This window comes from Neobacillus niacini, assembly GCF_023715785.1.
GTDB classification, from domain to species: Bacteria; Bacillota; Bacilli; order Bacillales; family Cytobacillaceae; genus Neobacillus; species Neobacillus niacini_E.
In genome coordinates this window covers 15,084-26,590 of sequence record NZ_JAMBOX010000010.1, presented here as the reverse complement: position 1 = coordinate 26,590, position 11,507 = coordinate 15,084, and the positions used below count along the sequence as shown (strand labels likewise).

Annotated in this window: 10 protein-coding genes and 1 pseudogene; 9 read left to right on the top strand and 2 right to left on the bottom strand. The window is 45.1% G+C overall.

What is annotated here, in order from left to right; translation table 11 throughout:
* Window positions 1-94: 94 nt before the first annotated feature.
* The gene (gene nspC / locus M3234_RS17475) at window positions 95-1,222 is read right to left on the bottom strand and encodes a carboxynorspermidine decarboxylase (protein WP_262305937.1); all 1,128 of its coding nucleotides are present in this window, start codon (window positions 1,220-1,222) and stop codon (window positions 95-97) included.
* 1 nt (window position 1,223) lies between these two features.
* Window positions 1,224-2,465, bottom strand: a complete 1,242-nt coding sequence (locus M3234_RS17470) for a saccharopine dehydrogenase family protein (RefSeq protein ID WP_262305936.1) — start codon at window positions 2,463-2,465, stop codon at window positions 1,224-1,226.
* A gap of 771 nt (window positions 2,466-3,236) precedes the next feature.
* Here M3234_RS17470 and M3234_RS17465 point away from each other — a divergent pair.
* From M3234_RS17465 to M3234_RS17425, 9 genes and pseudogenes are all read left to right on the top strand, one after another.
* Window positions 3,237-3,912, top strand: a pseudogene (locus M3234_RS17465) (uracil-DNA glycosylase).
* 105 nt (window positions 3,913-4,017) lie between these two features.
* On the top strand, window positions 4,018-4,413 hold the full coding sequence (locus tag M3234_RS17460; RefSeq protein WP_262305935.1) for a VOC family protein: 396 nt from the start codon (window positions 4,018-4,020) through the stop codon (window positions 4,411-4,413).
* Window positions 4,414-4,422: 9 nt separating this feature from the next.
* The gene (locus M3234_RS17455) at window positions 4,423-4,794 is read left to right on the top strand and encodes an MmcQ/YjbR family DNA-binding protein (protein WP_262305934.1); all 372 of its coding nucleotides are present in this window, start codon (window positions 4,423-4,425) and stop codon (window positions 4,792-4,794) included.
* Between the two features lie 197 nt (window positions 4,795-4,991).
* Window positions 4,992-5,648, top strand: a complete 657-nt coding sequence (gene atoD / locus M3234_RS17450) for an acetate CoA-transferase subunit alpha (RefSeq protein ID WP_262305933.1) — start codon at window positions 4,992-4,994, stop codon at window positions 5,646-5,648.
* A 17-nt stretch (window positions 5,649-5,665) separates the two neighbouring features.
* Entirely contained in the window at window positions 5,666-6,301 is a 636-nt protein-coding gene (locus tag M3234_RS17445; protein WP_262306087.1) for a 3-oxoacid CoA-transferase subunit B, read from the top strand.
* 258 nt (window positions 6,302-6,559) lie between these two features.
* A complete protein-coding gene (locus M3234_RS17440) occupies window positions 6,560-7,999 on the top strand; it encodes a GntP family permease (RefSeq protein WP_262305932.1) in 1,440 nt (479 codons plus the stop codon).
* 19 nt (window positions 8,000-8,018) lie between these two features.
* Entirely contained in the window at window positions 8,019-8,804 is a 786-nt protein-coding gene (locus M3234_RS17435) for a 3-hydroxybutyrate dehydrogenase (protein ID WP_262305931.1), read from the top strand.
* A gap of 117 nt (window positions 8,805-8,921) precedes the next feature.
* Window positions 8,922-10,355: a sigma-54 interaction domain-containing protein gene (locus M3234_RS17430; RefSeq protein WP_262305930.1), complete on the top strand. Its 1,434-nt coding sequence runs from the start codon at window positions 8,922-8,924 to the stop codon at window positions 10,353-10,355.
* A 116-nt stretch (window positions 10,356-10,471) separates the two neighbouring features.
* The gene (locus M3234_RS17425) at window positions 10,472-11,449 is read left to right on the top strand and encodes an outer membrane protein assembly factor BamD (protein WP_262305929.1); all 978 of its coding nucleotides are present in this window, start codon (window positions 10,472-10,474) and stop codon (window positions 11,447-11,449) included.
* The last annotated feature ends 58 nt before the right edge of the window (window positions 11,450-11,507 follow it).

Sequence of the window (11,507 nt, the reverse complement as noted above, 5' to 3'; positions counted from 1 at the left end):
GATTTGGGGGACTTGTTCAAAAAAAATCCAGCAGCTCACTTGGAACTGCTGGATTTACAAGTATATAGACTTTAAAAAGAAGCGGCCATTCTATTTAAGCCAGCCGCATTTTAAAATCTTGATAGCCGAATTCACGGACGACTTGGCAATCGCCGTTTTTATCGCGAACAGCAATGGCCGGTAACGGCATGCCGTTAAAGGTTGTGTTCTTTACCATGGAGTAGATCGCCATATCACCAAATACTAATCTGTCGCCGCTCTTTAGCGGCTGATCAAATGAGTAATCCCCGATGACATCGCCTGTAAGGCAGGTTTGGCCGCCAAGGCGATACGTATATGGTTTCTCGCCCGCTTCACCAGAACCGAATAATGGCGGGCGGTAAGGCATTTCCAAAACATCCGGCATGTGGCAGGTAGCCGAAGTATCGAGAATCGCAATGTCTACTTCATTACGATGCAGATCGAGAACGGAGGTTATTAGGTAACCGGCATTGAGCGCAACCGCTTCGCCTGGTTCGAGATATACTTCCAACCCATACTTTTCTTGCATTCTTTTAATGCAAGCTTCCAATCTTGGAATATCGTAGTCTTCTCTTGTAATATGGTGGCCGCCGCCAAAATTAATCCATTCCATTTGCGGAAGCCATTCGCCAAATCGTTCTTCCACTGCATTAAGCGTCGTCTCTAAATCGTCAGAGTTCTGCTGGCAAAGGGTATGGAAATGGAGCCCTGATACACCGTCAAGTAAATCCGGACGGAAATCCCCTGCCTTGACGCCAAATCGGGATCCAGGCGAACATGGGTCATAGATAGCATGTCCAATTTGGGTGGAGCATTCAGGGTTAATGCGCAAGCCCACTTTTCTGCCGGACTTTAATGCCTTTTCTTTAAACTTTTCCAACTGTGAAAAAGAATTAAAGATGATATGGTCACAAATCTCGATGATTTCATCGATTTCATCGTCACGATAGGCCGGGGCAAAGACGTGATTCTCTTTGCCCATTTCCTCATAGCCCAGCCGTGCTTCGTATAAACCACTTGCAGTCGTTCCGCTTAAATACTTACCAATGAGGGGATACATGGTTGTCATCGAAAAAGCCTTTTGGGCCAATACAATCTTCGCGCCTGTCCGTTCCATAACACCGTTCAGGATTTTAAGGTTTTTTTCGATAAGCGCCTCGTCGACTACATAACATGGTGTAGGTAGTTCTTCAAATCGCATGTTACCGAACAAGCTCCGGCTGTTTTGAGTCTTCTGGCAGCTCATCCACAAGCACAGGATTGAAGTCTTCTACCCATGGAAGTCCCCATTTGTTCAACTCTTCCATGAATGGATCTGGATTAAACTCTTCAATATTGAATACGCCCGGTTTGTTCCACTTGCCAGTCAGGATCATTGCGGCCCCAATCATGGCAGGAACGCCAGTTGTATAAGAGATGGCCTGTGAGCCAACTTCGCGATAGCACTCTTGGTGATCGCAAACATTATAGACGTAATAAGTCTTATCTTTGCCGTCCTTTTTCCCTTTGAAGATACAGCCAATGTTGGTTTTACCGACAGTACGTGGTCCAAGGGTAGCCGGATCCGGCAATACTGCTTTCAAGAATTGAAGCGGAATGATTTGCTTGCCTTCGAATTCGATTGGCTCGATGGAAGTCATGCCAACATTCTCAAGCGCCTTTAAGTGTGTCAAATAGCTTTGACCGAATGTCATGAAGAAACGAGCACGCTTCAGGCCAGGGATATTTTTTGCAAGGGATTCAAGCTCTTCATGGTAAAGCAGGTACATATCCTTTTCGCCAACTTCTTTGAAGTTGTAAGTACGCTTGATTTCCATTGGCTGTGTTTCAATCCACTCGCCATTTGCCCAGTAACGTCCGTTAGCGGAAACTTCACGGATGTTGATTTCCGGATTAAAGTTAGTTGCGAATGGATAGCCGTGGTCGCCGCCATTGCAGTCAAGAATGTCAATATATTCGATTTCATCAAAGTAGTGTTTTAATGCATAAGCGGAGAATACGCCAGTTACACCTGGGTCAAAGCCTGAGCCCAATAGCGCGGTAATGCCGGCTTTTTCAAAGCGCTCTTTGTATTCCCACTGCCATTTGTACTCGAATTTCGCTGTATCTTCAGGCTCGTAGTTAGCAGTATCCATGTAGTGAGTTTTCGTAGCAAGACATGCATCCATGATCGTTAAATCTTGATAAGGCAATGCCAGGTTCATGACGATATCCGGCTTTACTTCATTGATTAACGCGATTAGTTCATCCACGTTGTCCGCGTCTACTTGTGCAGTGGTAATCTTGGTTGTGGTTGTGCCCTCTAATTTTGCTTTAAGATCATCACATTTTGATTTCGTACGGCTTGCGATGCAAATCTCTTCAAATACTTCACTGTTTTGAACGCATTTATGAACTGCTACCGATGCTACGCCGCCGGCTCCGATAATAAGTGCTTTACCCATTTTGGTATCCCCTCGCTTAAAATAATTTTTTTCTGCAACAAAAAAAGCAAGTGTGAATCGCATATTCCGCGCACAACACTTGCTTAAGATAGTATTCTCATATTAAATAGCACAAGTATCCCGTAAAAAGTCACAGTGATACCTTAACCATAATTGTCATTTGGACATTATGAAGAAAGCTATTAATATTCAAATATATCAAATTTGATCAGAGTCTATATAGCAAATAATTTACTTTTACCACTCTTATTGACCGTTTCACAAGTTGTGTGCATATGCACTGGTTGTAAAGTAACCAACTTATAAAATTTGAGCTTTTAACTCAATCAATAGGGCAACTAAGTTGCCAATCGGCATTTGACCCGGCTGTCCGTATGGCCTTAACTCCCTAGTGGAAGTGGTCAAAATTATCTGCTTGGAAAGACTCAGAACCAATAGATATATTAGCTTTCCAAAATAACGCTACTTTATAGTAGCAGTAACTGAATCAAATAGCAACTGTTTTTTTGGGAAAGAAGCAGAGGACTTTTTTTGCTTCCTACGGACAAAACCGGATGAGGATTGGGCGAAACTGTCCGTAGGAAGGCGTCTTGAGGACAAAATCGCGTCAAAAAAGGGTTAAAGTGTCCTCGATAAGGAGTCTTAAAGACAAAACTGATGGAAAATCTGATGAAACTGTCCGTAAGGGAGTCCACCTTTAAGGACAAAACAAAATGAAACCCTTTATAATTTATATGATTACCAAACCTAGAAATGAGCGTGGCAAAAACAATGGCTATTTTAAAAAATGATTGGCTCCCCGTTGCTGGAAGGAGAATTTCAGAAACCGTATTATCAACGGTTGAGGGGAATTTTAAAAGAAGAATATCAATCCAAAGTCATCTATCCGGTTCAATATGATATTTTCAATGCGCTTCATCTTACTCCGTACAACGAAACGAAAGTGGTGATTATTGGCCAAGATCCCTATCATGGTCATGGGCAGGCTCATGGATTAAGCTTTTCCGTTAAACCGGGCGTCGCAGCTCCGCCATCCTTGCAAAATATTTATAAGGAGCTGCAGGCTGATTTAGGCTGCTATATTCCCAATAACGGTTACTTAGTGGAGTGGGCGAAGCAGGGGGGATTGCTGTTAAACACAGTATTGACGGTCCGGGCTGCGACCCCAAACTCGCATAAAGGACTAGGCTGGGAGACCTTCACGGACAAAGTGATTGAAACCTTAAATCAACGGGAGAAGCCGGTTGTGTTTTTTCTGTGGGGGAACTTTGCCCAACAGAAACAGCAATTGATTACTTCATCCAGGCATTTCATTCTTAAGTCACCGCACCCCAGCCCGTTTTCAGCGAACAAGGGCTTTTTTGGAAGCAGGCCATTCTCACGGGCAAATGCCATCCTGAGGGAAATTGGTATGCAGGAAATTGATTGGCAAATACCGAATTTATAGATTGGTATTATTATTGATACCGTATTAGTCGTTTTCTATTTGTCTATACTGTTGGACAGTGAAACTTCAAGAAAACCTTAATTTTTAAAAAAATGGGAGGCTCTCATGGGAAGATTAGTGCATTTTGAAATTCATGTAAGCGACATGGAACGGGCAAAGAAATTTTACGGCGAGGTATTCGGCTGGTCCTTTCAGGATTGGAGCGAGTACGCTGGAATGCCTTATTTCGGGGCGGTGACTGGCGATGAAAAGGAACCGGGGATCAACGGCGCGCTGATGCAGCGCCAAGGTGCGGCGCCAGAACCGAACCAGGCTTTAAATGGGTACGCTTGCACAATGGGTGTGGAAAATTACGATGCAACAGAGGTTAAAATTCTCGAGAACGGCGGCAAGGTCGCTATGCCGAAATATGCTCTACCAGGCATGGCGTGGCAAGGCTACTACATCGATACAGAAGGAAATGTATTCGGTATTCATCAACCTGATGAGAATGCAAAATAGGTGCTAAGCATGAACTCAGTAAACACGGCAGGCATGCTTGAAAATGTTCGCAAGATTTGTCTCGCACTGCCTGAAGCCGTTGAAATCATTGACGGCTTTGGCCACAAAACGTTTAAGGTCAACGGAAAATCCTTTGTTATTACAGGGGAAAGCGAGAAGGGATTCAACTTGTCGTTCAAGTCGGATCGGGAAACCCAAGCACTATTGCTGCAGAAAGAGTATTTTTACAAAACCCCGTATATCGGACAACACGGCTGGGTGTCGATTCAAAATCCGCATGGTGAAGTTTGGGGTGAATTGGCCGACCTCCTTCAAGAAGCCTACCTAAGGGCGGCGCCGAAGCGTTTGGTGAAGAAGTGGAAAGAATTGCACACAAATTGAATGGTAATTAAATGAAAGAGGGTGCCTTAAAAGAGGGCATCCTCTTTCCGTAAATCCGGAATCTCGCTCACCGAAATTCCGTCATCCGGGAAATTTCCGGCACTGCGGAATAACACAAGCTAGATTATCAAGTCATTTCAGTTGGTACGATACTTGCAAATACCTAGATTAATAGAATCTTAGGAGGTGCAGGAAACATGCAAAAACTGATGACAATGGAAGAGGTTCCTTCCATTTTAAATGATGGCATGACGATTATGGCAGGAGGATTTATGGGAGTAGGAACCCCAGAGAAGCTAGTCTCGGCTATCCTTGAAGCAAACCTTAAAGATCTCACGCTTATCGCTAATGACACGGCCTTCGTAGAAACTGGCGTGGGGCCGCTCGTGGTAAACAGACGCCTAAAGAAAGTAATCACTTCCCACATAGGGACAAATCCGGAGACCGGCCGGCAAATGCTCTCCGGCGAACTGGAAGTAGAGCTCGTTCCGCAGGGCACTCTTGCGGAGCGAATCCGGGCAGGCGGTTCCGGGCTTGGCGGGGTTCTGACACCAACAGGGGTAGGGACCGTTGTCGAAGAAGGAAAGGAAAAGATTGTTGTCGATGGCCGCGAATACTTGCTGGAAAAACCGCTTCGCTGTGAAGTAGCGCTATTAAAAGCATTTAAAGCGGATAAAGCAGGAAATCTAGTCTACCATCGCTCGGCCCGAAACTTTAACCCGTTAATGGCGCTGGCCGCCGACACTGTCATTGTTCAGGTAGAGCACCTCGTGGAAATCGGCGAAATTGACCCGGATGAAGTCATGACGCCGGGGATTTTAGTGGACAAAATTGTCGTTGCAGGAGGTTGTTAAAGATGAAAGCCACTCTAATGAATCCAAAACAGATTATTGCTGCTCGTGTGGCAAAAGAATTGAAAGACGGTGACGTGGTAAATCTGGGAATCGGCTTGCCTACCATGGTGCCAAACTACCTCCCGGAGGATGTGAGTGTCATCCTTCAATCGGAAAATGGCTACGTCGGACTTGGCCCAGTAGAAGGTGAAATTGACCCTGATATCGTAAATGCCGGGGGACAGCCCGCTGGAATTATTGAAGGCGGTGCCTTCTTTGACAGCTTGTTTTCGTTTGAACTGATTCGTGGCGGTCATGTCGATGTGACCGTTCTTGGCGGACTTGAAGTCGATGCAGAAGGGAATCTGGCTAACTGGATGATTCCGGGTAAAATGGTGCCTGGTATGGGGGGCGCGATGGATTTGGTGACAGGGGCAAAGAAGGTGATTGTCGCCATGGAGCATACCGCTAAGAACGGTGCGCCGAAAATCCTGGAACAATGCAGGCTTCCATTGACAGGAAAAGGGGTAGTCGATGTGATTATTACCGAGCTCGCGGTATTCAGGTTAACAGAGGAAGGATTAGTCCTGGATGAGCTCCAAGAGGGAGTTAGTCTGGAGATGGTCAGAGAAAAAACAGAAGCCTCCTTTCAAGTAAACGAAAATATTTTTTAAGAAATGGTTCCGAAAACCCGGAAAGTTCCGAATTTGCGGACCGATATTTTCCGGGTTTTCGGAAATAGTTGAGCTAATTTTCCTCATTAACAATTGTAGAATAGTAGAAACCCTTTAAAATACAGTATTTCAAATTTTCTAAAATATTTGGCACAATAGTTGCATTAAGAGATAAATGTAAAGACCAGCTTCATCATTTTTGAAAACGTTTACTTTAAAAAGCTGCTCTTTATAGATTTTAGTTCAAGGGGGATTTATATGGAATTATTGGTCATTTTATTGGCACTGGGGTTATTAATGTTTGTGGCGTACCGCGGTTATTCAGTTATTTTGTTTGCCCCAATTTGCGCCCTGCTGGCGGTGGTGTTAATTGCACCACACCACGTACTGCCATTTTTCTCAGGTGTGTTCATGGAAAAAATGGTCGGATTTATTAAATCTTATTTTGCTGTCTTCTTATTGGGAGCTATTTTTGGTAAGGTAGTTGAAATGTCGGGAATTGCTGAGTCGATAGCCAAGACGATTGTGAGCTGGCTCGGGGCGAAACGCGCGATTCTGACAATTGTATTGCTTGGCGCCATTTTAACTTACAGCGGTGTCAGCTTGTTCGTAGCCGTATTTGCCATATATCCATTTGCCGCACAAATGTTTAAGCAAGCAGATATACCGAAACGGCTGATCCCGGGAACGATTGCGCTTGGTGCGTTTACCTTTACGATGGATGCGTTGCCGGGAACACCGCAAATTCAGAACGTCATCCCGATTTCCTTTTTCAAAACGGATATTTATGCAGCCCCGATTCTTGGAATCATCGGTGCCATCGTTGTTCTATCAGCAGGCTTGTTTTATCTGGAAGCAAGAAGGAAGAAGGCTGAAAAAGCTGGTGAGGGCTATTACGGGTTTGGCACAGAAACAGCGGCTGCTGTAGAAAAAGAAAAACCTGTTCATGATGAACCGGCCCTGCCTGACCTAACTGCCCAGCAATCATTAGCACGACAAATTCTTGCCTTTGTTCCGCTCATTTTGGTCGGGGTCACAAATAAACTGTTTGTCACGTATATTCCAAAATGGTATCCAAACGGCTTTGACTTTGCCGCACTCGGCCTAGATGCTTACAAAGTCGATGTTGCCGCCTCTGCCGCCATCTGGGCGATCATGATGGCGCTGATTGTCGGGATTGTGACATCGATTGCCTATGATTATAAACGAGTATTTAACGGCTTTAAAGAGGGAGTCAATACTGCGATTGGCGGGTCGCTGCTGGCTACGATGAATACTGGTGCTGAGTACGGATTCGGCGGTGTCATTGCTGCGTTGCCAGGTTTTGCGAAAATCAGTGATGGGATTTCCACCACATTCACCAATCCGCTAGTGAACGGCGCCGTTACAACGACGACACTTGCGGGGATGACCGGTTCGGCATCCGGCGGTATGGGGATTGCCTTGGGGGCCATGGCGGATAAGTATAATCAGGCGATTGCTGCCGCCGATATCCCACCGGAAGTCATGCACCGCGTCGTCGCAATGGCGTCAGGCGGGATGGATACCCTGCCGCATAACGGTGCAGTTATTACCTTGCTTGCTGTAACAGGATTGACCCATAAACAATCGTACCGGGACATTTTTGCCATTACCGTTATTAAAACCCTCGCGGTATTTGTGATCATTGCACTTTATACATTGTTAGGTATTGTTTAAAAGATTAGGAGGCGTACACATGAGTAAAGTTTTAGCAGGAAAAACAGCCTTTGTAACAGGATCGGCAAGCGGCATCGGCTTGGAAATTGCCAAGGCCTTTGCCTTGGAAGGGGCCAATATTGTCATCTCCGATTTACATGCCGAAAAAAGCGAACAAGTGGCGCTGGAGCTAAAAAATCAGGGTTTTGAAGCAATCTCTGCCCCCTGCGATGTCACCAATGAGGAGGCGTTTAAGAATAGCCTGGAATTGGCGCGGGGCACATTCGGAACAATTGATATTTTAGTCAATAATGCCGGACTGCAGTATGTCTCTCCAATTGAGGAGTTCCCGACAGAAAAATTTGAACTGATGATTAAGGTCATGCTGACCGCCCCGTTCATTGGGATTAAGCAGGTATTCCCTTATATGAAGGATCAGGGTTTTGGCCGGGTTATTAATATGGCATCGATTAACGGGCTTGTCGGTTTTGCCGGTAAAGCGGCCTACAATAGCGCTAAGCACGGGGTAATCGGCTTGACAAAAGTAGCTGCGTTGGAGGGAGCCCCTCACGGGATTACGGTCAACGCCCTATGCCCGGGTTATGTCGACACGCCGTTAGTTCGCGGCCAGCTGGCAGACTTGGCCAAAACAAGAAATGTCAGCCTGGAAAGTGTCCTTGATGAGGTCATCTATCCACTTGTCCCGCAAAAACGCTTGTTATCCGTGGCTGAAATCGCTGACTACGCTGTCTTTTTGGCAAGTGATAAAGGCAGAGGCATCACCGGGCAGGCAGTGGTTCTCGATGGCGGATACACAGCACAATAAACGAAAGTCAAGTAGAAAATGAGAATCCGAGCCAGGATTCTCTTTTTTTGCAATATTCGAAGAATACCGATATTTGCTATAATGGTTCTATTGAGTGAGGAACAAGGGGGACGCGGCGTGACGCAGGCATTTGAGCGGGTGCCAAGCAGCTGGCACGAGCAAATTATTAATCTATTGGCCGAACGTGTGGTCATTGTCGATGAAAACGGGATTATTCTCTATATTAACGAGGGATATTGTGAGTTTATTGGTACAACAATTGAAGAGGCGATTGGCCGGCCTGTCCAGGATGTGATTGAGAACTCGCGAATGCACATTGTTGCCAAAACGGGGGAGAAGGAATTGGCATCCACCCAAAAAATCAATGGCAGTGAGATGATTGCCAACCGCTTTCCTATATTGGAGAACGGGAAGACCGTCGGTGCCGTGGGAAATGTGATGTTCCGCAATCCAGAGGAATGGCGGATGTATAAAACAAAAATTCAAAACCTCGTCGAAGAGTTAAACTATTATCAGGCAAAGGCGCAGCGGGATTTGCAGAGTAAGTACGGCTTTGAGGACCTAATTGGCAGCAGTCCTGTTTTTCTGGCGGCAAAAACATTGGCAAAACGGGTGTCCGGGGGTGATTCATCGGTTTTGTTAATCGGGGAGTCAGGCACGGGGAAGGAATTGTTTGCCCATGCGATTCACCGCAATAGCCCTCGGGCTTCCGCTCCTTTTGTGGCGATTAACTGTTCGTCGATCCCTGAGCATCTGCTGGAATCCGAATTGTTTGGCTATGAGGATGGGGCATTTACCGGCGCGAAAAAAGGCGGCAAAAAAGGGCAGTTTGAATTAGCAAGCGGTGGGACGCTGTTTCTGGATGAAATCGGAGACATGCCCCTGTCGATGCAAAGCAAGCTATTACGGGTGCTGCAGGAGAAAGAAGTGGTCCGTGTCGGGGGGCATAAATCTGTTGCGGTCGATGTGAGGATCATCGCGGCTACTCACCGTAATTTGGAAAAAATGGTGGAAAAAGGGGAGTTTAGGCAGGATTTATATTATCGTTTAAATGTCATCAAAATCGATATTCCTCCGTTGAGGAGCAGAAAGGAAGATATCCCTGCGGTAGCCAAGCGGCTCCTAAAAAAATTGGAGGCGAGATTTTACCGCAACGGCCTTGAATTATCATCAGAAGTAACCGAAAGATTAATGCAGCATTCATGGCCGGGCAATATCCGGGAACTTGAGAATGTCCTGGAGCGGTCAATTAATGTCCTCGACGGCCAGACGGTCCGGTTAACTCACTTGCCGTTGTATTTACGTGATCTTGATCCAAAAGACAGGCAACAGAGCGAGGCTGCTATCAACTCAAATGATTATTCAACATATAGAGCAGCAACGGAGCCAGTCATTGTTAAGCCTTTAAAGGATACGGTGGCACAGGCTGAAAAACAAGCAATTCAACATGCGTTGCTCGTTGCGAACGGCAATAAGCAAGAAGCGGCCAAGCTCCTGGAAATAGGAAAGACAAGCTTATATGACAAATGTAAAATCTATGAAATAAAATGAGGCAGGGGATCATTCTCTTGCCTCATTTTCGTTTATTGGTACAAAGATATCATATAGTAAATTAGTCATGAAAATATTATAATAGCTTTGACTTTTATCTACTTGGGGTGAACAGGTTGAAGAAATTATTGATAGCTATTTTTACGATTTTTGTTTTGGCCGGTTGCGGGGATGATACATATGATCAGGCAATGAAACAAGGGAAACAGGCGCTGGCATCGGGTGATCTGAATAAAGCGATTGGCTTCTACGAGTCCGCCTTAGATGAGAATCCGAAAGACAAAGCGGCAAAGCGAGCATATGAAACTGTAGAGGCATTATTGGAAGTGGAACAGGCAATCAAGAAGGAAAATTGGGACGAGGCCATGACGAAGGCCAATAAACTGCTTAAGGATAAATCTTTACCTGACAGTATTAAAAGCAACTTAAAAGAATCTATCAAAACAGCGAAAACCGGAAACGAGCGGAAGCAAGCCATCCTGGAAAGAGTAGAAACAATTAAAACTCTTATAAAGGATGAAAATTATGCCGAGGCGCAAAAATTGATTAGCGGACTAAAGCAGGAACCGGCTCTTGCCAGTTTTTTAGAAGAAGTGAATAAATTAGAACTGGCGGTAAATGAAGGGCTAAAGCAACAACAAAAAGGCACTAATGAAGAAAAAACGACAGCAGCTGTGACTACACAGGTACAAGCGAAAGAAGAACAAAAGAAGGATCAGACAAATTGGGTAACGTATCATAATGAGAGATTTGGCTATACAGTCAAATATCCTAAGGGTTGGGTTTTGGGTCCAGAGCCAACTAATGGTGACGGGCGCTCTCTTTATCATGACAATGATACCGAAATCACTGTGTTTGCCTCTTATTTTATGGAGGAAACCAATCCTGACCTGTCTTCCTACGAAAAATTAACGACTCATTCTGGCAAGGACGCCTATTTATCAATTAATAAAGAAGGGTCAATGATTGATTTCAACGGTGTGGTGATGGACGGGACCATAATCTTCCAACTTGGAGGCTATATGTCAGAGGAGTTTTATAAAAAGAACGCTGCAATTTTAAAGGAAATGCTAGTAGATGTAACGCTATATTAATCAGATTCCTTATGAATCTTTCTTTCTTTTTGAAGATAACCGCAAATTTGGGAAAAAT

Excerpts from the sequence above, each read along its gene's own strand:
- nspC (WP_262305937.1), bottom strand. The coding sequence starts at position 1,222 with ATGCGATTTGAAGAACTACCTACACCATGTTATGTAGTCGACGAGGCG.
- M3234_RS17470 (WP_262305936.1), bottom strand. The coding sequence starts at position 2,465 with ATGGGTAAAGCACTTATTATCGGAGCCGGCGGCGTAGCATCGGTAGCA.
- M3234_RS17460 (WP_262305935.1), top strand. The coding sequence starts at position 4,018 with ATGGGAAGATTAGTGCATTTTGAAATTCATGTAAGCGACATGGAACGG.
- M3234_RS17455 (WP_262305934.1), top strand. The coding sequence starts at position 4,423 with ATGAACTCAGTAAACACGGCAGGCATGCTTGAAAATGTTCGCAAGATT.
- atoD (WP_262305933.1), top strand. The coding sequence starts at position 4,992 with ATGCAAAAACTGATGACAATGGAAGAGGTTCCTTCCATTTTAAATGAT.
- M3234_RS17445 (WP_262306087.1), top strand. The coding sequence starts at position 5,666 with ATGAATCCAAAACAGATTATTGCTGCTCGTGTGGCAAAAGAATTGAAA.
- M3234_RS17440 (WP_262305932.1), top strand. The coding sequence starts at position 6,560 with ATGGAATTATTGGTCATTTTATTGGCACTGGGGTTATTAATGTTTGTG.
- M3234_RS17435 (WP_262305931.1), top strand. The coding sequence starts at position 8,019 with ATGAGTAAAGTTTTAGCAGGAAAAACAGCCTTTGTAACAGGATCGGCA.